Annotated in this window: 22 protein-coding genes; 9 read left to right on the forward strand and 13 right to left on the reverse strand. The window is 66.3% G+C overall.

Features of this window, described 5'->3' with window-relative positions; all coding sequences use genetic code 11:
- Positions 1–343 precede the first annotated feature (343 nt).
- The 6 genes from AB4Z48_RS39010 to AB4Z48_RS39035 all read right to left on the reverse strand — a co-directional run bounded on the left by AB4Z48_RS39010 (position 344) and on the right by AB4Z48_RS39035 (position 6,465).
- Entirely contained in the window at positions 344–2,074 is a 1,731-nt protein-coding gene (locus AB4Z48_RS39010; RefSeq protein WP_441624047.1) for an ABC transporter substrate-binding protein, read from the reverse strand.
- Between the two features lie 156 nt (positions 2,075–2,230).
- Positions 2,231–2,539, reverse strand: a complete 309-nt coding sequence (locus AB4Z48_RS39015) for a DUF2160 domain-containing protein (RefSeq protein ID WP_441624010.1) — start codon at positions 2,537–2,539, stop codon at positions 2,231–2,233.
- Between the two features lie 10 nt (positions 2,540–2,549).
- Positions 2,550–3,371, reverse strand: a complete 822-nt coding sequence (locus AB4Z48_RS39020) for a carbohydrate ABC transporter permease (RefSeq protein ID WP_441624012.1) — start codon at positions 3,369–3,371, stop codon at positions 2,550–2,552.
- The gene (locus tag AB4Z48_RS39025; protein WP_441624048.1) at positions 3,364–4,248 is read right to left on the reverse strand and encodes a carbohydrate ABC transporter permease; all 885 of its coding nucleotides are present in this window, start codon (positions 4,246–4,248) and stop codon (positions 3,364–3,366) included. Before AB4Z48_RS39025 ends, AB4Z48_RS39020 begins: the two co-directional genes overlap by 8 nt.
- 5 nt (positions 4,249–4,253) lie before the next feature.
- The gene (locus AB4Z48_RS39030) at positions 4,254–5,360 is read right to left on the reverse strand and encodes an ABC transporter ATP-binding protein (RefSeq protein ID WP_441624014.1); all 1,107 of its coding nucleotides are present in this window, start codon (positions 5,358–5,360) and stop codon (positions 4,254–4,256) included.
- 1 nt (position 5,361) lies between these two features.
- Complete coding sequence (locus AB4Z48_RS39035) at positions 5,362–6,465, reverse strand: ABC transporter ATP-binding protein (RefSeq protein ID WP_441624016.1); 1,104 nt, start codon at positions 6,463–6,465, stop codon at positions 5,362–5,364.
- A gap of 168 nt (positions 6,466–6,633) precedes the next feature.
- Between AB4Z48_RS39035 and AB4Z48_RS39040 the strand changes: the two genes are divergently transcribed.
- Entirely contained in the window at positions 6,634–7,401 is a 768-nt protein-coding gene (locus AB4Z48_RS39040; RefSeq protein WP_441624018.1) for a DeoR/GlpR family DNA-binding transcription regulator, read from the forward strand.
- A 130-nt stretch (positions 7,402–7,531) separates the two neighbouring features.
- Here AB4Z48_RS39040 and purU read toward each other — a convergent pair whose 3' ends face one another.
- Together purU and AB4Z48_RS39050 are read right to left on the reverse strand one after the other, a co-directional pair.
- On the reverse strand, positions 7,532–8,398 hold the full coding sequence (purU, locus tag AB4Z48_RS39045) for a formyltetrahydrofolate deformylase (RefSeq protein ID WP_441624020.1): 867 nt from the start codon (positions 8,396–8,398) through the stop codon (positions 7,532–7,534).
- Positions 8,399–8,427: 29 nt separating this feature from the next.
- Positions 8,428–9,315, reverse strand: coding sequence for a DUF4743 domain-containing protein (locus AB4Z48_RS39050; RefSeq protein WP_441624022.1), 888 nt, complete (start codon positions 9,313–9,315; stop codon positions 8,428–8,430).
- Positions 9,316–9,372: 57 nt separating this feature from the next.
- On the opposite strand from AB4Z48_RS39050, the gene glpK reads away from it, so the two are divergent.
- The 4 genes from glpK to AB4Z48_RS39070 all read left to right on the forward strand — a co-directional run bounded on the left by glpK (position 9,373) and on the right by AB4Z48_RS39070 (position 13,514).
- Positions 9,373–10,947 (forward strand): glycerol kinase GlpK, encoded by a 1,575-nt coding sequence (gene glpK / locus AB4Z48_RS39055; protein WP_441624024.1) that lies wholly within the window; start codon positions 9,373–9,375, stop codon positions 10,945–10,947.
- 93 nt (positions 10,948–11,040) lie between these two features.
- The gene (locus AB4Z48_RS39060; protein WP_441624026.1) at positions 11,041–12,645 is read left to right on the forward strand and encodes a glycerol-3-phosphate dehydrogenase/oxidase; all 1,605 of its coding nucleotides are present in this window, start codon (positions 11,041–11,043) and stop codon (positions 12,643–12,645) included.
- Between the two features lie 31 nt (positions 12,646–12,676).
- Positions 12,677–13,051, forward strand: coding sequence for an MliC family protein (locus AB4Z48_RS39065; protein ID WP_441624028.1), 375 nt, complete (start codon positions 12,677–12,679; stop codon positions 13,049–13,051).
- Positions 13,052–13,127: 76 nt separating this feature from the next.
- Entirely contained in the window at positions 13,128–13,514 is a 387-nt protein-coding gene (locus AB4Z48_RS39070; protein ID WP_441624030.1) for a hypothetical protein, read from the forward strand.
- Between the two features lie 665 nt (positions 13,515–14,179).
- Here the strand turns inward: AB4Z48_RS39070 and AB4Z48_RS39075 are convergent.
- Positions 14,180–14,455 carry a hypothetical protein gene (locus AB4Z48_RS39075; RefSeq protein ID WP_441624032.1) on the reverse strand — a complete coding sequence of 92 codons (276 nt, stop codon included), beginning with the start codon at positions 14,453–14,455 and terminating at the stop codon, positions 14,180–14,182.
- Between the two features lie 90 nt (positions 14,456–14,545).
- On the reverse strand, positions 14,546–14,773 hold the full coding sequence (locus tag AB4Z48_RS39080; protein ID WP_441624049.1) for a hypothetical protein: 228 nt from the start codon (positions 14,771–14,773) through the stop codon (positions 14,546–14,548).
- A gap of 168 nt (positions 14,774–14,941) precedes the next feature.
- On the opposite strand from AB4Z48_RS39080, the gene AB4Z48_RS39085 reads away from it, so the two are divergent.
- Positions 14,942–16,222, forward strand: coding sequence for a serine hydrolase domain-containing protein (locus tag AB4Z48_RS39085; RefSeq protein ID WP_441624034.1), 1,281 nt, complete (start codon positions 14,942–14,944; stop codon positions 16,220–16,222).
- 73 nt (positions 16,223–16,295) lie between these two features.
- Here AB4Z48_RS39085 and AB4Z48_RS39090 read toward each other — a convergent pair whose 3' ends face one another.
- The 3 genes from AB4Z48_RS39090 to AB4Z48_RS39100 form a co-directional block, all read right to left on the reverse strand.
- Positions 16,296–16,511, reverse strand: coding sequence for a hypothetical protein (locus AB4Z48_RS39090; protein ID WP_441624036.1), 216 nt, complete (start codon positions 16,509–16,511; stop codon positions 16,296–16,298).
- Between the two features lie 82 nt (positions 16,512–16,593).
- On the reverse strand, positions 16,594–16,797 hold the full coding sequence (locus tag AB4Z48_RS39095) for a hypothetical protein (protein ID WP_441624038.1): 204 nt from the start codon (positions 16,795–16,797) through the stop codon (positions 16,594–16,596).
- A 78-nt stretch (positions 16,798–16,875) separates the two neighbouring features.
- Entirely contained in the window at positions 16,876–17,247 is a 372-nt protein-coding gene (locus AB4Z48_RS39100; protein WP_441624040.1) for a DUF5594 family protein, read from the reverse strand.
- 694 nt (positions 17,248–17,941) lie between these two features.
- Here AB4Z48_RS39100 and AB4Z48_RS39105 point away from each other — a divergent pair.
- The 3 genes from AB4Z48_RS39105 to AB4Z48_RS39115 all read left to right on the forward strand — a co-directional run.
- Positions 17,942–19,174 carry a tyrosine-type recombinase/integrase gene (locus AB4Z48_RS39105; protein ID WP_441624042.1) on the forward strand — a complete coding sequence of 411 codons (1,233 nt, stop codon included), beginning with the start codon at positions 17,942–17,944 and terminating at the stop codon, positions 19,172–19,174.
- 77 nt (positions 19,175–19,251) lie between these two features.
- Positions 19,252–19,446, forward strand: coding sequence for a helix-turn-helix transcriptional regulator (locus tag AB4Z48_RS39110; protein ID WP_441624044.1), 195 nt, complete (start codon positions 19,252–19,254; stop codon positions 19,444–19,446).
- A 410-nt stretch (positions 19,447–19,856) separates the two neighbouring features.
- A partial coding sequence (locus AB4Z48_RS39115) for a hypothetical protein (RefSeq protein WP_441624046.1) occupies positions 19,857–20,167 on the forward strand: 311 nt, incomplete at its 3' end.

Genomic DNA, 20,167 nt, shown 5'->3' on the forward strand with positions numbered 1-20,167 from the left:
GAGTCCTTCGCTTCCCCTGGCTGTTATCTACTAGTAGATAGACTGTCTGGCCAAAAAAAACGGGGTGTCCCCGGTACTGCGCTGGATCCTCTTTCCTGCTTCAGCTTTCTTGCTGGGGCGGAGCAGTGGCTTCCATGAGCAGAATATTATCTACTGGTAGATAGATAGTCAAGGAGTTTTCAGAAGAATCTTTGGATGGGGCTTGCGCGTCTGCAATGGCGCACTTTTGCACGAATGCTGTCGCGCCTCCCCGCCATCCCCCAAAAAAAGCGGCGCAACCGACTGCGTTGCGCCGCCCGGCCGGACCAGGACGCCTGCCGCGTCCTGCCGGTTCACACCGTGCCTACCTGACCTTGCCTTCCTTCCAGGCCTGCAGCAGCTTGTCGTAGGCGATGGTCTCGCCCTTCGGTTTCTCGTTGGCCAGCTTCTTCCACGGCGCGTGCTCGTCCGACAGCCACTTGGCGGGATCGCTCTTGGGATTGAGCTTGGGCGCGCAGTTGCTCATGCCGGCGCGCTGCAGCCGTCCCATCACCTGGTCCATCTCGTCGGCCAGGTTGTCCATCGCGGCCTGCGGGGTCTTCTCGCCGGTCACGGCGGTCGCCACGTTCTTCCACCACAGCTGCGCCAGCTTCGGGTAATCCGGCACATTGGTGCCGGTCGGCGTCCAGGCCACGCGTGCCGGGCTGCGGTAGAACTCGATCAGGCCACCGTACTGCGCCGCGTTCTTGGTGAGGTAGTCGTGGTGGATATCGCTGTCGCGGATAAAGGTCAGGCCGGTGAGCGACTTCTTCAGCGACACCGTCTTCGAGGTCACGAACTGCGCGTACAGCCACGCCGCCGCGAGCCGGTTGGCATCGGTGTTCTTGAAGAAGGTCCAGGAGCCCACGTCCTGGTAGCCGTTCTGCATGCCCTGCTTCCAGTACGGGCCGTATGGCGACGGCGCCATGCGCCACTTGGGCGTGCCGTCGGCGTTGACCACCGGCAGGCCCTTCTTGGTCATGTCGGCGGTGAACGCGGTGTACCAGAAGATCTGCTGCGCGACCTGCCCTTGCGCCGGCACCGGGCCGGCTTCGGAGAAGGTCATGCCCATGGCCTGCGGCGGCGCGTACTTCTTCATCCAGTCGATGTACTTGGTAAGCGCATAGACCGCGGCCGGGCTGTTGGTGGCGCCCCCGCGCGACACCGAGGCGCCCTCCGGCGTGCACTTGTCCGCGCCGACGCGGATGCCCCACTCGTCCACCGGCATGCCGTTGGGCAGGCCCTTGTCGGCCGCGCCCGCCATCGATAGCCACGCGTCGGTGAAGCGCCAGCCCAGCGACGGGTCTTTCTTGCCGTAGTCCATGTGGCCAAAGACCTTCTTGCCGTCCAGCTCCTTCACGTCATTGGAGAAGAAGTTGGCGATGTCCTCGTAGGCCGACCAGTTGGTGGGCACGCCGAGGTCATAGCCGTACTTCGCCTTGAACTTGTCCTGCAGGTCCTTGCGCGCGAACCAGTCGGCGCGGAACCAGTACAGGTTGGCGAACTGCTGGTCGGGCAACTGGTAGAGCTTGCCGTCGGGCGCCGTCGTGAACTTCGTGCCGATGAAGTCCTTCACGTCCAGGTCGGGATTGGTCCATTCCTTGCCGGCGCCGGCCATGTAGTCGGTCAGCGGCAGGATGGCGCCGTAGCGGTAGTGCGTGCCGATCAGGTCGGAGTCGGAGATCCAGCCGTCATAGATGGACTTGCCGGACTGCATCGAGGTCTGCAGCTTCTCCACCACATCGCCTTCCTGGATGATGTCGTGCTTGACCTTGATGCCGGTGATCTCCTCGAACGCCTTGGTCAGCGTCTTGGATTCGTACTCGTGGGTGGTGATGGTTTCCGAGACCACGCTGATCTGCGTGACGCCCTTGGCCTTGAGCTTGGCGGCGGCGTCGATGAACCACTTCATTTCGGCGAGCTGCTTGTCCTTGGAGAGCGACGACGGCTGGAATTCGCTGTCGACCCACTTCTTGGCCTCCGCCTCGCCTGCCCATGCGGCATGGCCGCAGACAAGCGCCGCCGCGCAGGCCATGGCCGTCATGCCCAATTTCACGTGCACCTTCATGAACGTCTCCTCGAGAATCCCCCTCCCTGCTCTTTGTCTGGGTTGCGGTCCGGGGAAGGTGCAGGCCGCCATGCCCATTGACGAGATTTCCGTCGCTTTATTCCTGTCGTCGCGCTGCTCCCGTCCTGGCTTGTTCCACCAGCATCAGCCCTTGCGCATCACCAGTGCCAGCACCAGCATCGAAGTCACGAAGCTGATCCAGATCGACGGTTCTTCGGCCAGCGAAAACCAGGCCACCATCTTCTCGCCCAGCCCCACCCACGCCAGGTTGATCCACGCGGCGCACATCAGGCCGATGAACAGGCGGTCGCCGCGCGTGGTGGCGATGGGCAGGAAGCCCTTGCGCTCCAGCGTGGGTGCGCGCGCCTCCCAGACCGTCATGCAGATCAGCATCAGCACCACGCAGATGAAGAACACGGCCACCGGGGTGGTCCAGACCATCCAGCTCAGCATGCACTCCCCCTTACACGCGGCCCATCGCGAAGCCCTTCGCGATGTAGTGCCGCACAAACCAGATCACGATGCCGCCCGGCACGATGGTCAGCACCCCCGCCGCGGCCAGCACGCCCCAGTCCATGCCCGAGGCCGAAACCGTGCGCGTCATGGTGGCGACGATCGGCTTGGCGTTGACCGAGGTCAGCGTGCGCGCCAGCAACAGTTCCACCCAACTGAACATGAAGCAGAAGAACGCGGCCACGCCCACGCCCGCCTTGATCAGCGGCAGGAAGATGGTCAGGAAGAAACGCGGGAACGAGTAGCCGTCCACATAGGCGGTCTCGTCGATCTCGCGCGGCACGCCGGACATGAAGCCCTCCAGGATCCATACCGCCAGCGGCACGTTGAACACCAGGTGCGCCAGCGCCACSCCCAGGTGCGTATCCATCAGGCCGATGGTCGTATAGAGCTGGAAGAACGGCAGCAGGAACACCGCCGGCGGCGTCATGCGGTTGGTGAGCAGCCAGAAGAAGACGTGCTTGTCGCCGATGAACTGGTAGCGCGAGAACGCATAGGCCGCGGGCAGCGCCACCGTGATCGAGATCACGGTGTTCATCGCCACGTAGATCATCGAGTTGATATAGCCGGAGTACCACGACACATCCGTGAAGATGGTCTTGTAATGCTCCAGCGTGAAGTCGTTCGGCCACAGCGACAGCGTGGAGACGATCTCCTCGTTGGACTTGAACGACATGTTCAGCATCCAGTAGATCGGCAGGATGGCGAACACCAGGTAGACCAGGAGAAAGACCGCGCGGCCGTAGGTCGCGCGCTGCTGGGCGTCACGCATGGGGCATGTCCTCGCTGCCGGCGGTGCCCGCGCGCTGCATCCAGTTATAGAGGATGAAGCACATGAGCAGGATGATGAGGAAGTAGACGATGGAGAACGCCGCGGCCGGGCCCAGGTCGAACTGGCCCACGGCCTTCTGCGTCAGGTACTGTGACAAGAAGGTGGTGGCGTTGCCCGGCCCGCCGCCGGTCAGCACGAAGGGCTCGGTGTAGATCATGAAGCTGTCCATGAAGCGCAGCAGCACCGCGATCATCAGCACGCCGCGCAGCTTGGGCAGCTGGATATAGCGGAACACCGCCAGGCGCGAGGCGCCGTCGATCTGCGCAGCCTGGTAGTAGGCGTCGGGGATCGCGCGCAGCCCGGCGTAGCACAGCAGCGCCACCAGCGGCGTCCAGTGCCACACGTCCATCACCAGCACCGTGACCCAGGCGTCCAGCGCACTGCCGGTGTAGTTGTAGTCGAAGCCCATGCCGGCAAGCGCCGCGCCTAGCAGGCCGATGTCGGTGCGCCCGAAGATCTGCCAGATGGTGCCCACCACGTTCCACGGGATCAGCAGCGACAGCGCGATCACCACCAGCACCGCCGAGGCCTTCCAGCCCCTGGCCGGCATCGACAATGCCAGCAGGATGCCCAGCGGGATCTCCACGGCCAGCACGGCGAGCGAGAAGCCGAGCTGGCGCAGCAGCGCATCGTGCAGCTCGCCGTCGCGCAGCACGGTGCGGAACCACTCGGTGCCGACGAACACGCGCCGCTCGGGCGAAATGATGTCCTGCACCGAGTAGTTGACGATGGTCATCAGCGGCAGGATGGCGGAGAACGCCACGCACAGCACCACCGGGATCACCAGCAGCCAGGCCTTCTGGTTGACGGGCTTCAGCGTGCTCATGCCACCAGCTCCTCGTTGACGTAGTAACAGGTATGACGGTTGAACACGGACAGCCACACGGTCTGGCCCTGCGCCAGCCCGGCGGCCTCGTTGCCGAGCCGCGCGCGGATGATGGCGGGCTCGCCGCCGGGCTCCTGCACGGTGGCGGTGACCAGCCAGTAGGTGCCGATGTCCTGTGCGCGCTCCACGCGCGCGGGCACCGCCTGCGGATCGGTGGCCGCGGCCAGGCGCAGGTACTCCGGGCGCACGCCGACCTTGAAGCCGCCGGCCGCCTGCAGCGCCGCCGCCGTCGTGGACGAGAACTCCGGCATATAGCGCCGCCCGGCGATCTCGAGGGCACCGTCGCGCCACGACCCGGCCAGGAAATTCATCCCCGGCGAGCCGATGAAGTTGCCCACGAACGTATGCGCCGGGCGCTCGAACAGGGCATCGGCCGAGCCCACCTGCACCGCCTTGCCGCGCGACATCACCAGCACCTGCTCGGCGAAGGTGAGCGCCTCGGTCTGGTCATGGGTGACGTAGATCAGCGTGAGGCGGAACTCGTGGTGGATCTCCTTGAGCTTGCGGCGCAACTGCCATTTCAGGTGAGGATCGATCACCGTGAGCGGCTCGTCGAACAGGATCGCGGAGACGTCCTGGCGCACCAGCCCGCGGCCCAGCGAGATCTTCTGCTTGGCGTCGGCCGCCAGCCCGCTGGCGCGCCGGTCCAGCGACGAGGAGAGATCCAGCATTTCCGCGACGCGGCCCACCCGCTCCCTGACCTGGGCCGGCGCCACGCCGCGGTTGCGCAGCGGGAAGGCCAGGTTCTCGCCCACGGTCATGGTGTCGTAGATCACCGGGAACTGGAACACCTGGGCGATATTGCGCGCCTGCGGCGTGGCCGCGGTCACGTCGCGCCCGTCGAAGGTGATGGTGCCGTGCGAGGGGCGCAGCAAGCCGGAAATGCAATTGAGCAGGGTGGTCTTGCCGCAGCCGGACGGCCCCAGCAAGGCATAGGCGCCGCCGTCGTCGAAGCTGAACTTCAGCGGCAGCAGCGCATAGTCTTCGTCCGACTGCGGGTCCGGCCGGTAGGAATGGGACAGGTCGAGGTCGATGCGCGCCATGTCAGGCTCCCTGCCCCGCGGTCACCGGCGTCGCCACCCGGAGCGGCCGGCTGGGCGCGTGGATGCGCTTGCCGGCGGCATCGAACAGGTAAAGCTGGGTCGGGTCGAGATGCAGCGTGAGCGGCGCGCCGAGCTGCAGATCCACCACCCCGGGAAACTGCGCCACCAGGTTGCCCACCGGCGAGTCCAGGTGGACGAAGGTGTCGGAGCCCGACAGCTCGGCCAGCGCCACCTTGCCGGCGAGCGGCACCGTGCCGGGCACGGCATCGAGCCGCAAGGCGCCGGCGCGCACGCCGACAGTCACCGGGCCGCCGTGGCCCGCGGCTTCCGGCAGCGGCAACGCAATGCCGCCCTGCAGGGCCACGGTGCCGGCTTTCAGCTCGCCGGACATCAGGTTCATCGGCGGATCGCTGAAGGCGCGCGCCACGCGCAGCGAGGCAGGATAGTGAAAGACTTCGGGCGTGGGTCCGTACTGCAGCAGCTCGCCGGCATCCAGCACCGCGGTATGGCCGCCCAGCAGCAGCGCCTCGGCAGGCTCGGTCGTGGCATAGATCACGGTGGCATCGCCGTGCGCGAACAGCTGCGTGAGTTCCTCGCGCAGTTCCTCGCGCAGCTTGTAGTCCAGGTTCACCAGCGGCTCGTCCAGCAGCATCAGCGGCGCGCCCTTGGCCAGCGCGCGCGCCAGCGCCACGCGCTGCTGCTGCCCGCCGGACAGTTCAGCGGGATAGCGCTCGAGCAGATGCTCGATATGCAGCCGCGCCGCCAGCGCCCGTACCTGCGCATCCATATCCTTGGCGCGGCGCAACCGCAGCGGCGAGGCGATATTGTCGAAGACCGTCAGGGATGGATAATTGATGAACTGCTGGTAGACCATGGAGACGTTGCGCTCGCGCACCGGCACGCCGGTCACGTCCACGCCGTCCACTTCGACGCGCCCGGCGCTGGGCCGGTCCAGTCCCGCCATGACCCGCATCAGGGAGGTCTTGCCGGCCTGGGTGGCCCCCAGCAAGATGGTCACTGCGCCCGCCACGGGCACCAGCGACATCGGATACAGATACGCCTGCGAACCAGCCTGCTGGGCGATGCCTTCCAATCTGAGCTGCATCGAGTCTCCGGAATTCGAATGCTCACCAAGTGTCTGCCGCATCACCTGTACGACGATGATGCAGACGCACAAATCCTTGCTTCCCGCTCGTTTTAGTGCATAAACGAACATAAAACAATCATGCACCGCATCATTTGTTTTCGTTTCTGTTTGAACTAGAATGCCGGCATGACGCTGAATCCACGCCAGACCGCCCTGCTCGAAGAGGTACGCAGCCAGGGCTTCGCTTCCATCGACGAGCTTGCGCGCAAGTTCGGGGTGACCCTGCAGACCGTGCGCCGCGACGTCAACCTGCTGGCCGAGAACGGCATGCTGGCGCGCTTCCATGGCGGCGTGCGCGTGGACGGCTCCACGGTGGAAAATATCGCCTACCGGCAGCGGCAGGTGCTCAACGCCGAAGGCAAGGCGCGCATCGCGCGCGCCGTGGCCAGCCAGGTCCCGGAAGGCTGCTCGCTGATCCTGAACATCGGCACCACGGTCGAAGAGATCGCGCGCGAGCTGATGCATCACCGCGGCCTGCGCGTGATCACCAACAACCTCAACGTGGCGAACATCCTGGCCGACAACCCCGATTGCGAGGTGATCGTGGCCGGCGGCGTGCTGCGCTCGCGCGACCGCGGCATCGTGGGCGAGGCCACGGTGGAGTTCATCAGCCAGTTCAAGGTGGATATCGGCCTGATCGGCATCTCGGGCATCGAGGCCGACGGCACGCTGCGCGATTACGACTTTCGCGAAGTGAAGGTCGCGCGGACCATCATCGAGCATTCGCGCGAGATCTGGCTCGCGGCCGATGCCAGCAAGTTCAACCGCCAGGCCATGGTGGAGCTGGCGCACCTGTCGGAGATCGACAGGCTGTTTACCGACCAGCCGCTCAAGTCACCATTCGAGCGCATGCTCGAAGACAGCGGAGTGCGTTGTGTGGTCGCGCAGGACTGAACGCGGCGGCTTGCCGCGCGTGCTGGTGCGCCCGCTGGTGCGCCCGCTGGCGCGCCCACCGATGCGCCCTGCAGGCGTCACCGGCTCGGGCGATGCCCGCGCATGTCGCGCCGGGCACGCACCGGGGGCCTTACTTGAAGACGACCGTCTTGTGGCCGTTCACGATGATACGGTGCTCGGCGTGCCATTTGACGGCGCGCGCGAGCGCCACGCACTCCACGTCGCGCCCCACCGAGGTGAGCTGCTCCGGATCCATGCTGTGGTCCACGCGCTCGATTTCCTGCTCGATGATCGGGCCTTCGTCCAGGTCTGCCGTGACGTAGTGCGCGGTGGCGCCGATCAGCTTCACACCACGGTCGTGCGCCTGGTAGTAGGGCTTGGCGCCCTTGAAGCTGGGCAGGAAGGAGTGGTGGATATTGATGGCGCGGCCGGCCAGCTTGCGGCACAGGTCGTCGCTCAGCACCTGCATGTAGCGCGCCAGCACCACCAGGTCGATGTTCTGGTCGCGCACGACTTCGAACACCTTGGCTTCCTGCGCGGCCTTCTGCTCGGCCGAGGCGTTCATCAGCGGCAGGTGGAAAAACGGGATGTCGTACGACGCGGCCAGCTGGTAGAAATCGCGGTGGTTCGACACGATGGCGGCGATCTCGACCGGCAGGCCGCTGGCCTTGGCGCGGAACAGCAGGTCGTTGAGGCAGTGGCCGATCTTGGACACCATGATCATCACGCGCGGCTTGACGCTGGCGTCGAACAATTCCCACTGCATGCCGAACTGGTCGCCCACCGGCGCGAAGGCGGCCTTCAGCGTGGCCAGGTCGGGACCGCCCGCGCTCGGCGTGAAATGCACGCGCATGAAGAAGCGGCCGGTGAACTCATCGCCGAACTGGTCGGAATCGACGATATTGCAGCCGTGCTGGAACAGCAGCCCAGAAACGGCATGGACGATGCCCGGCTGATCCGGGCAGGAAATGGTGAGAATGAATCCGGTATTGCTCATCGTGTGTTGTTCTGTCGAGTGCGCGCCGATCATGCGCGGTGGGTGCCGGGTGCGCTCCCGCCGCAGCCCCAGCCGCGGCGTTTGAGCGTATCCAGCGTCACCAGCGTCGCATCGACGGTCATGGCGCCATCCGCCATGATAGCAAGCAATGCCTCGGGCTCGATACGCCGGTGCTCGGCCACTTCGCCGTCGCGGTTATGCGGCACGAAGTCCGCGGGCAGCAACAGGTCGTACACGTACACGGCTTCCCACTGCACGCCCTCCGGGATCTCGCGCAGCACTTCGATCACGCCGTGCGCCTCGGCGCGCCGCGCCAGCGCAGGCGGGATGCCGGATTCCTCGTCGCACTCGCGCACCAGCGTGGCGAGCGGATCGCTGCCGTGCGGCATGCCGCCGGCCACCAGGTTGTCCCACATGCCGGGGTCGACCGCCTTGGCGGCGCTGCGCCGCGAGATCCACAACGCGCGCTCGCCATCGATCACGCCGTTCATGTGCGAGGCGAAAGTCAGCAAGCCGAGAAAGCGCGCGGCGGCACGCTCGATCACCGCGAACGCGGGCGCCTCCAGCGCCGGCGTCACCGCAAACAATTCATCGCGCCAGCCGCGCACATGGCCGGCGTCCGCCAGCCAGCGCGCCAGCGTGGCCAGCGCGGCGCTGCGCGCGGCAGGCTCCGTGCAGCCGGGCAGCAGCGCTGCGCCGCCGTCCGGCGCTTCCCCGAGTACCGCTGGCACGGCGGTTTGCGCGCGCAGGATCCGCGCATGCAGGCGCGGCAGCCAGCCTACGTGCCGGCCGTCCACGGTCAGCCTGAGATGGGCGCCGGCGTCGAAGCGGCTGCGCGCCGCCAGCGCGCCGGCGATGCGTGAGAGGGTCGGGGCGCCAGCGTCGCGGCGCCCGCTTTCGGGCAAGGTATCGGACATGAATGTTTCGGGCGGCCGCCACGGCGCGCCCGCGAAAATGCATCCAGGAAAAAAAGCATGAAGCAAAACCCGCCGCCGGGGCAAACCCCGGGCCAGCCACGCTACGTGCTGGCGCTGGACCAGGGCACCAGCAGCTCGCGCGCCATCCTGTTCGACCACGCCGGCAACGTGGTGCGGGTCGCGCAGCGCGAATTCCGGCAATATTACCCGCACCCCGGCCACGTCGAGCACGACCCCTACGAGATCTGGCAGTCGCAGCTGGCCGTGGCGCACGAAGTGCTGGGCGATGCCGGCGTCGCCGCCAGCCAGGTGCAGGCCATCGGCATCACCAACCAGCGCGAGACCACCGTGCTGTGGGACCGCAAGACCGGCGAGCCGGTCGGCCGCGCACTGGTGTGGCAGGACCGTCGTACCGCGCCGATGTGCGAGGCGCTGCAGGCCGAGGGACATGGCGACCTGTTCCGCGACAAGACCGGACTGATCATCGACGCCTATTTCTCCGGCACCAAGCTGCGCTGGATGCTGGACAACATCGAGGGCGCGCGCGAACGCGCGGCGCGCGGCGAACTCGCCTTCGGCACCGTGGACAGCTGGCTGATCTGGCAGCTCACCGACGGCCAGCGCCACGTCACCGATGTCTCCAACGCGTCGCGCACGCTGCTGTTCAATATCCATGACTTTGCGTGGGACGACGCCCTGCTCGGCCTGCTGGACATCCCGCGCAGCCTGCTGCCCGAGATAGTGCCCTCCAGCGGCGAGGTGGCGCGCACGGCCTTGCGCTGGTTCGGCGCCGAGATCCCCATTGCCGGCATCGCCGGCGACCAGCAGGCCGCCACCTACGGCCAGGCCTGCCTGTCGCCCGGCATGGCCAAGAACACCTACGGCACCGGCTGCTTCCTGCTGATGAACACCGGCGCGCAGCCGGTCGCCTCGCACAACCGCCTGCTCACCACCGTCGGCTGGCAACTGGGCGGTGACGCGCCGGCCGCGGGCCGCACCCAATACTGCCTGGAAGGCGGCGTGTTCATGGGCGGCGCCACCATCCAGTGGCTGCGCGACGGGCTGCAGATCATCAACAGCGCGCCGGAGGTGGAGCCGCTGGCGCGCCAGTGCGACGACACCGGCGGCGTGGTGCTGGTGCCGGCCTTCGCCGGCCTGGGCGCGCCGCACTGGGACCCGTTCGCGCGCGGCACGCTGGTGGGCATCACGCGCGGCACCGGACGGGCGCATATCGCGCGCGCAGCGCTGGAGTCGATCGCGCTGCAGAGCGTGGACGTGCTGGATGCGATGCAGAAGGATGCCGGCATCTCGCTGGCCGAGCTGCGCGTGGACGGCGGCGCCTCGCGCAGCGACCTGCTGATGCAGATGCAGGCCGACCTGCTGGGCACGGCCGTGGTGCGCCCGCGCGTGACCGAGACCACCGCGCTGGGCGCGGCCTACCTGGCAGGCCTGGCCACCGGCTACTGGAGCGGCGAAGAGGAAATCGCCAGCCAGTGGCAGGTGGAGCACCGCTTCGAACCCAATCTCGGCGCCGACGCGCGCGCCTACCAGCTGTGGCGCTGGCACCGCGCGGTGGAACGCGCGCGCGACTGGGCGCGCGAAGACGGCGCGCCGACGCGCACCACGCATTGAAGGCCCGGCAGCGGCACCTAGCCCCCGCCGGACGGCACCACACACATAGATAGCAGCACCCGCGCCAAGCGCATTCGCATCGAACAAGGAATCATGCAGAAACTGTTCTCCCCCACCCTCCCGCCAGACCGCGCCGCGCTGCTCGCCACGCTCGAGCGCGAGCCCAAGTGGGACGTGATCGTCATCGGCGGCGGCGCCACCGGTCTCGGCACCGCGGTGGACGCCGCCTCGCGCGGCTACCGCACGCTGCTGGTGGAAGCCGCCGACTTCGCCAAGGGCACCTCGAGCAAGGCCACCAAGCTGGTCCACGGCGGCGTGCGCTACCTGGCGCAGGGCAATATCAGCCTGGTGCGCGAGGCGCTGCACGAACGCGGCCTGCTGGCGCGCAACGCGCCGCACCTGGTGTGGCCGCTGGGCTTCGTGGTGCCGGCCTACCAGCTGTTCGACCAGCCCTTCTACGGCATCGGCCTGAAGGTCTACGACATGCTGGCCGGCGGACTCAACCTGTCCGGCAGCCGCTGGCTGAACCACCGCGAGACGCTGGCCGCCGCGCCGACGCTGGCCGAGCACGTGGGCGGGCGGCCGCTGCGCGGCGGCAACCTGTACTTCGACGGCCAGTTCGACGATGCCCGCCTCGCCATCGCGCTGATGCGCACGCTGTTCGACGTGGGTGGCACCGCCATCAACTACCTGCGCGTGAGCGGGCTGTCGCAGAAGAACGGCGTGATCGACGGCGTCACCGTCAAGGACGTGCTGGGCGACGCCAGCTTCGACCTCAAGGCATCCTGCGTGGTCAACGCCACCGGCGTGTGGGTGGATGCCATCCGCCAGATGGAAGACGGCCAGGCGCGCGGCATGGTGGCGCCCAGCCAGGGCGTGCACCTGACGTTGCCGCGCAGCTTCCTGCCGGGCGAACGGGCCATCCTGATTCCCAAGACCGATGACGGCCGCGTGCTGTTCGTGGTGCCCTGGAACGGCCACACCATCGTCGGCACCACCGATACGCCGCGCAAGGACCTGCCGCTGGAACCGCGCGCCGGGGCCGACGATGTCGATTTCATCCTGGAGACCGCGGCACGCTACCTGTCGCGCACACCGACCCGCGCCGACGTGACCAGCGTCTGGGCCGGCCTGCGTCCGCTGGTCAAGGCCACCGGCGAAGCCTCCACGGCTTCGCTCTCGCGCGAGCACACCATCCTGGTGTCCAAGGCCGGCCTGATCACCGTCACCGGCGGCAAATGGACCACTTACCGCAAGATGGCCGAGGACGTGGTCGGCACCGCGATCCAGCGCCAGATGCTGCCCGCGGCGCCATGCGTGACCGGCGAGCTGCAGCTGCACGGCGCGAAGGGCCTGCCCGCGGACCTGCCGGCCCCCGGCGGCAGTTCGCCCGACCGCTACTACGGCAATGAACTCGGCATGCTGCGCGCCCTCCCCGGCAAGGAGGAAATCCTCGTGCCGGGCTCCGGCCTGAGCGCCGCCCATGTACGCTTCGCCGCGCGCTACGAGCTGGCACGGCGCGTGGAAGATGTGCTGGCGCGACGCAACCGCGCGCTGTTCCTCGAAGCCGGCGCCGCCATTGCGGCTGCGCCGCGCGTGGCGGCGATCCTGGCCGAAGAGCATGGCCACGACGCGGCCTGGCAGGCCGCGGAAGTGGAGAGCTTCCGCTCGCTGGCCAGCGGCTATATGCTGTCCTGACGCGCGCACGCCACCGCAACCAGGAGCCTCCATGCCGCTGCGTCCTCCCAGGCATTGCCTCGCGGCCGCCGCGCTGGCCGGCGCCGTTGGCGTGGCCGCCTTCCCGGCGGCTGCCAAACCCGCCATCGACGGTGTGCGTTTCGACGCGCCTGTCACCGTGCACTACCAGTGCGACGCGGGCAAGCGGCTCACCGCGCGCTACTTCAACAGCCCCGACAACCAGATCGCCATCGTGCGGCTCGACGGCAAGCCGCTGCTGTTCGTCAGCGTGCTGACCGGCTCCGGCGCCCGCTACTCGCACGGCATCCATCAATGGATCACCAAGGGCGACGAAGGCAGGCTCCAGGACCTGACGCAAGGCGACGATGCGCCCCCCGTCTATGCCAATTGCAAGGCCGTGAAATAGGCGCTCCGCTGCATAACATTGTTCGCGCGGGCCCCCGGTGAGCGATAATGCGGGTTATCGAATCAGGGAGAACACCATGGACGAGATTGATGATCTGTCCGATCTGCCGATGCCCCGCTTTATCTGGGGTTTCGCCATCTTCACGCCCAAGGGCGGCGAGGTGATGCATGACGAGTTTGAATATCTGACCCATACCCGCACCCCGCGCTTCACCTGCCGGGTGGTGGAACTGGAAGACATGCCGGCCGACAGCGAAGAAAGCGGCATCGACGGGCGTATCGTGCATTACGACGAGCCTGGCCGGCTGTTCTACATCACCGACGCCGGCCTGGCGCTGGTGAACTTCGAGCTGTTCGACAACCTGCCGGACAAGAACAAGCTCAAGAAAGTCTGCGACGAAGCCATCGAAAACTGGCTGCAGCGCCGCGATTTCCTCGAGTCAGAGGATGGCGAAGAGGCCTGAACGCCCTTTGCCAGCAGGCTGCCAGCAGGATTCCGGCAGTCACACCGGGATGACGGCCTGAGCGCCGTCATTGCCCGCGCGATGGCGCCACCCCTGCCACGCGCGCCCTTTCCCCCTCTGCTCTCCCCTTCCCCCTTCCCCCTTCGCCTTTCCCGCCAGCCCTTGCCACGCCGCGCGCCGCTGCCGGACCGTTCCGGCAATTGCTCTCGGTTGCTCTCGGCGATCGCCTGCGCCCACGTTCCGTCATCCCTGCCAGGTCAGTCCCGTCCTACAGCGCAAGGGGAAGTCGCCGGACATCGCGCGCGTTGACCGCTCCCTATATTGGAACCGTGGAAAACAGCGATAGAAAGGAAAGAAATCATGCCCTATATCCTCGCTTGGCTGCTCGGTGTCCCGGCCTTCGTGCTGCTGCTGATCTGGCTGTTCGTGCATTGATGCAACGGGAACCATGAGGCGTCTTCGCGCGCAAGGCAAGAAGACATGCAAGAGACAACAGCAACAAAAGCAAAACGCCCGCTGGCTACAGCGGGCGTTTTGCTTTGCAACGCCTGACGGGCAACCGGCGCCGGCCGGTCATGGCGCCCGATGCGTCACATCACCGGCACGCATCCTGCGATGCCAGCCACATCAATGGCTGCACCGGCGACCAACATCGGCGATGAATCTCAGGCAGACGCGGGCAATCCGCGTTCGAGCGCTTCCTTCAGCAGCCCGCTCATGCCACCCGGGTGGGCGGGCGCCAGCGCCTGCAGGCGCTTGACGATCTCGCCGTCGAGCTTGCAGGCGAACGGCACCAGGCCCTGCTCCTGGTCCAGCCGGCGCTGCTCGCGGCGATCGATCTTGGCCTGGCCGGCTTCGCGCACGCCGTGCGCGGCCGAGGACAGCTTCAGGCTATTGGCGAGCTTCAGCGCTTTGTTCTTTTCGAGGTCGGTCTTTTTCACGGCATGTTCCGCTAGAGTCAGTCTGGGGCGGTATTGTACGCAGGTCGGCGCCGGCCACGGCCGGCAATGTCCCGGGGCCTAGCGCACCGGCTATTCCTCGCCCCGCACTTCGATCAGGTCGGCGGCCACGCGCTCGATCTCCGCAAACACCGGCAGCGCGGACGCGGGCCCGGTGCATCCCACCCCGCTCGCACTGGCCGCGTCGGCGCCAGGCGGCAGGAAGACGAAGGCCATGCCGGGCTGCCAGCGCGGATCATTCTTCAGGCTTTCGTTGAGGATCGCCAGGTACTGGCTACGTGAGAACACGTGCTTTGCCATCTTCACCTCCAATACGTTGTCCGGATCGTAGCATGGCACGCCGGCCGATCCGGGTGAGCCTTGATACACGCGCGTCGCCACGCGTGCGATGATCACGATGCCTTTGCCGGAATCGAGCCCTTCGGCAAAGCGTAGCCAAATACAACAACAAGACAAAGGATGAGACAAATGATCAGAAGCACTTTGCCCGTGCTGGCGGCGGCGGTGCTGGCCGCTTGCGCCACGCCGGCTTCCATGCAGAACACGCAGAACGCCACGCCGCTGACCACCCGCTTCTCTGCCCCGCAACTCGACAACATGAGCGCGCGCGTACGCGCGGACGTGGCCCAGGGCCGCATTCCCGGCGCGGTGTACCTGCTCGCGCGCAATGGCAACCTCGTCAGCACCCAGGCCATCGGCTGGCAGGATGCCGCCGCCAGGGTGCCGATGCGCGAGGACGCCATCTTCCGAATCTACTCGATGAGCAAGCCGATCGTCTCGGTTGCGGTGATGATGATGGTCGAGGACGGCCGCGTGCAACTGGCCGACCCGGTCTCGAAGTATCTGCCCGAACTCAAAGGACTGCAGGTCGGCGTGGAGAAGACCGATGCGGCCGGCAAGCCGGAGCTCGGGCTGGTGCCCGCGCAGCGCGAGATGACCGTGCAGGACCTGCTGCGCCATACCTCGGGCCTGACCTACGGCGTGTTCGGCAAGTCCCTGGTCAAGGACGAATACAAGCGCGCGGGCGTGGACGCCACCGAGCAAAGCAACGGTGAGTTCATTGCGCACCTGGCCAAGGTTCCGCTGCAGTTCCAGCCCGGCACGACGTGGGAATACAGTCGCTCCACCGACGTGCTCGGCGCCCTGCTGGAACGCGTGTCCGGCCAGACACTGGCCGCACACCTGCAGCAGCGCATCTTCGCGCCATTGCAGATGAAGGACACCGGCTTCTGGGTGCCGGCGGCGCAGCAAGGCCGCATCGCCGAGCCCTTCGCCACCGATCCCGACAGCAAGGTGGCGGTCAGCCTGATCGATATCCGCCGCGCGCCCAGGCTCGAATCCGGCGGCGGCGGCCTGGTATCGACCGCGGCGGACTATTTCCGCTTTGCGCAGATGCTGCTCAACGGCGGGGAACTCGATGGCGTGCGGCTGCTGTCGCCGAAGACCGTGGCCAACATGACCGCCGACCATCTCGGCCCGATCCGCCTCGCATCGCAGGCGCGCGGACCCGCTTACCTGCCGGGACCGGGCTACGGCTTCGGCCTGGGCTTCGGCACGCGCCTGAGCACCGGCGGGCCGGCCACGGCGGGATCGGTCGGGGATTTCTACTGGGGCGGGGTCGGCGGCACCTACTTCTGGGTCGATCCGCAAGAGAAGACCGTCGCCATCTGGATGATGCAGGCGCCAGGCCAGCGCGAGTACTACCGTGCGTGGTTCAGGAACACGGTCTACGCTGCGATGACGCCCTGAGGCAGGAAGGCAGGAAGGCGGGAAGGCGGCAAGGTGGCGAGGCAGCGATGTCGCGCCCCGCCCGGAGATTGCGTCAGGCGGGCTCCATGGACCAGCCGGGTCCCTTTCCGTTCTTGTCGCTCTCGTGGCGCCAGCGGCAGCCGCAGTCCGCGCACGTATAGGTGGCAAAGGTGATGGCGGGCTCGCCGCGCGGCTTGATGCGCTGTGTATCGGTCAACAGCAGCCGCGGATGTCCGGTGCCGCCGGTAGAGCCCGGCCGGATCTGCGCGCACGCATCGCAAAGGTTCATCGTTGCTCCCACGCCGTACGCGCACGGCCGGAGCAACCCGGGCCACCACCCGGGGCGCGCTTGCCCGTAGCGCGGGCGGCCGCTATTTGTCCGCCGCCATCGCCTTGAGCTGGGCGTCGCCAGCCACGCGCGCGGCGTCCGAGGTTGTGAAGGTATCGTCGGAAACGATATTGCGCTTGACCAGCCGCGCGTCGAAATCAACCAGCGTGATCACCCATACGTAACGGCCGGCCTGCGGCGCGGTCTGGACGATCGCCTGCAGATGCGGCGTGGAATCCTTGGACATGATGCTCCTCCGGAGAACGCATCCGGGCACTGTAGCACGAGCCCGCGCCACGGGGCGGCGGCGCGGGCGGGACCGCGTTCAGTGCTCGAAATCGAGGCCGCCCAGCAGCACCATCGGGTCGGCCTGCGAACGCGTGCCGAAATCGATCTGCCGCGGCACCTGCCACGCGCGCATCTTGCCCGGCAGCGCCGCGAGATAGTGCGCGAACTTCACCTCGCCGCCGGCCGCGAACAGGGCCTCCACCTCGAGGCCGTCCCAGGACAGGTAGACATTCAAGGGATGCCTGAAGCGCCGCGCCTCGTCGAACGGCTCGCCGTAGATCCGAATCCGCGCGGGACTCTCATCCTGCACAAGTTCCACATGGATGCGCTGTCCGAACAACCTGGCGATCGCCTGTGCGATGCGCGGGGCGTATTCCGCGTCGAAGCGCGCGGCAATGTCATGGCTCACGTTTGTCTCTTCCGGTCTTTCCCGGGATCGTAGCATGCGAGCCCCGCGCGGCCAGGTGCGCCGAAACTCTGGTTGACCCCTGCCGCTGCCGACCTATACTGAAGTCCTGCCGACCGAGACACGCATAGCAAGCGAAGGTAAGTCGCAGAATGATCAAACTGGCCAGCAAGGCAGTGAGATCGTGCAAGCCGATTGGGCCTGCAAAGTCCGAACCGGATCCTAGTGCGTTTGCCGACCCGGTTCGGATCCCCCCTCTCACCTGCGGTGAGAAACCAAAGCACCTTTGCGGAGGTGCTTTTTTATTGCCTGTTTTTGTTGCCCGCTTTTGTTGCCCGCTCTTGCTGCCTACCGCACGCGCACGGTGAAGTGCCGGCCAAGTCACCGAGCTGTCCGGCTTGATACAAAGGGCGGCGAAGCAAGAAAAGCCAGCCAAAGAAAAAGGCCCGCAATTGCTTGCGGGCCTTTTTTACGGACATGCCACATGTCGATTGACGAGCATGTCTGCCAGATTCTGGCGGAGAGAAGGGCCGCCATAATTGTGTCTCACCTTGTCGCACGCCGTCTCACAGAAACCTGCTATAAGCCTTGATTTAAAGCCATTTTAAGGCGAATGTAAGTGCAATGTTGTCTCATCGACAGGCACGCAAGCTCGCGCGATTTGCTGGGCTGGGTGCTGGGCTGGTAGACTGCCGGCATGGCTACGAAACTGACAACACGGTTCCTGGATTCCCTCAAACAGGGTGACAAGCTTCTCTACGATGCAGCTACGCCGGGGTTATGTATCGCGCCCACGGCGGACGGGCGGGGGAAGTGGTTGTTTCGCTTTACCTCTCCGGTCTCGAAGAAGCGGCGAGAGGCCGGCCTCGGCACCTATCCGCAATCCGCGCTGGCGCAGGCGCGCGACACGGCGCTCGACATGGCGCGGCAGGTACGGGCCGGCATTGACCCTATCGACGCACGCGCCGCGACCAAGGTCGCCGCAGCAGCATCGGCAGCAGATAAGCCGCTCACGTTTGCTCAGGCAGCCCAAAAGGTGCATGAGGCACTCAAACCCGGCTGGAAGAATGCCAAGCACGCAGCGCAATGGATTACGACACTTGAGCGCTACGTGTTTCCTACGGTGGACGAGAAACCGCTCTGCGCGATCACCCCCAAGGATTGCGCCGACGCGCTGCGGCCGATCTGGCTAGATAAGCCCGAGACGGCGAGCCGGACGCGCCAGCGGATGGATGCGGTATTCAAGTGGGCATGGGCGCATGGCTACATAGAAGCAAACCCGGTCGCCGTCGTGGATCACCTTTTGCCGAAGCAGAGCGCGAAGCCTGAGCATCAGCCCGCGATGGCCTGGAAGGCCGTGCCCGCGTTCCTGCGCGCCCACATCAGTAAGCGGGCCGAACACGACACGGTACGCGCCGCGCTTGAGGTGCTGATCCTGACGGCTGCACGCTCGGGGGAAGTCCGGGGCGCTACGTGGGATGAGATCGACCTGACGGCGCGGGTTTGGACCATCCCCGCAGAGCGTATGAAAGCGAAGGAGCCGCACCGGGTCGCGCTGTCTGCGCAGGCCGTGGCTGCCCTCAAGGCGTTAAAGGCCGCGGGCCTGGATGAAACCCTGGTGTTTCCCTCGCCTCGCGGCAAGGTCTTGTCCGACATGACGCTGACCGCGTTTCTACGCCGTGTGGATGCAAAGAGCGACACAGCCGGCCGAACGGCGACCGCCCACGGTTTTCGCTCGTCGTTTCGCGACTGGGCTAGCGAAAGCGGCTTCGCTCGCGACTTGGCCGAACGCGCCTTGTCGCACGCAGTGTCGAACAAAGTGGAAGCGGCGTATCACCGCACGGATCTGCTCGAACAGCGGCGAGCCATGATGCAGGCATGGGCCGACCATCTTTTTTCCGCTAAATCGTTGAATGTAAAGGATATGTAAGTCAAAGTGATTAGACAGGCGGCGGCTGGGCGCGGTATCGTTGTCTCATTGAATATCGTGAGTATCCATTACAGATCATGAGCGCTCATCCCTACCGCATGATGCGGATTGCCGATGTGCTGGCCTTCGTCGGCGTCTCGCGTCCTACTCTCTACCGATGGATCGCCGCGGGGTCGTTTCCCGCGCCGGTACGCCTCGGGGCTAACAGTGTCGCGTGGAAAAGCACGGCTGTGTCCGAATGGCTCGATGCGCGCGCGGCGGTGCCAGGATGACCACCAAACCTTTACGAACCCCGTCGCGCCTAGCGGCGGGCTGCGTGTGGCCTGTCATGCAAGCCGCCCGCCGCTAGGCGCTTCCGCCGTTTCGTCCCGGCCCTTTCATTCGGAGAGAATCAAATGCCCAAACCCCAAACCCGTAGCCCCCTGGCGGACCTGCGCCGGATTGCCGATGTACTGGCCCAGCGTGGCCACGCACAGGCGCCAGCCCGCCCGCCTGGCATGCCGACCGCCAGAGACATACAGGAGCACGCGCATAAGACCGATCTGCTTCAAACGGCAGAGCCGGCAGTATCTAAGAGCTACGGGCGTACCTAGACCGACCCTAATCCATCCAGCTCGCGCCGCCAATCGTTTTAGCGGCGTTCTCGTTTCTGGGCACACTCAGCGAGGATGGACAATCCAGCATGGGACTGCCATTTACAAACAACGCGGCGGGCACCTGCCCGACCGTTCAGCCCATCGCGCATTGGCTAGCGGAAGCCATGCGCGCGAACGGCCCGGCCGCTGCGTCTTCCGTGCGCGTTGGAGCGTGTCCCGCCACGGATGACGCCGCGGTGTTCCGGGCACGACTACAGGCCCTCGCCCACTTCGCAGAGAGCGTCGCCAGCGTCGCGCGCCAGGTAGCGGACGGCGCCTTTGAGACCGAGAGCGACGCAGACCGCTTCAGCCACTGCACCGACGTCTACACGCGCATGTCGCGCCAGGCCGACAGCGC

It is taken from the genome of Cupriavidus sp. 2TAF22, from assembly GCF_052115045.1.
Lineage (GTDB): Bacteria > Pseudomonadota > Gammaproteobacteria > Burkholderiales > Burkholderiaceae > Cupriavidus.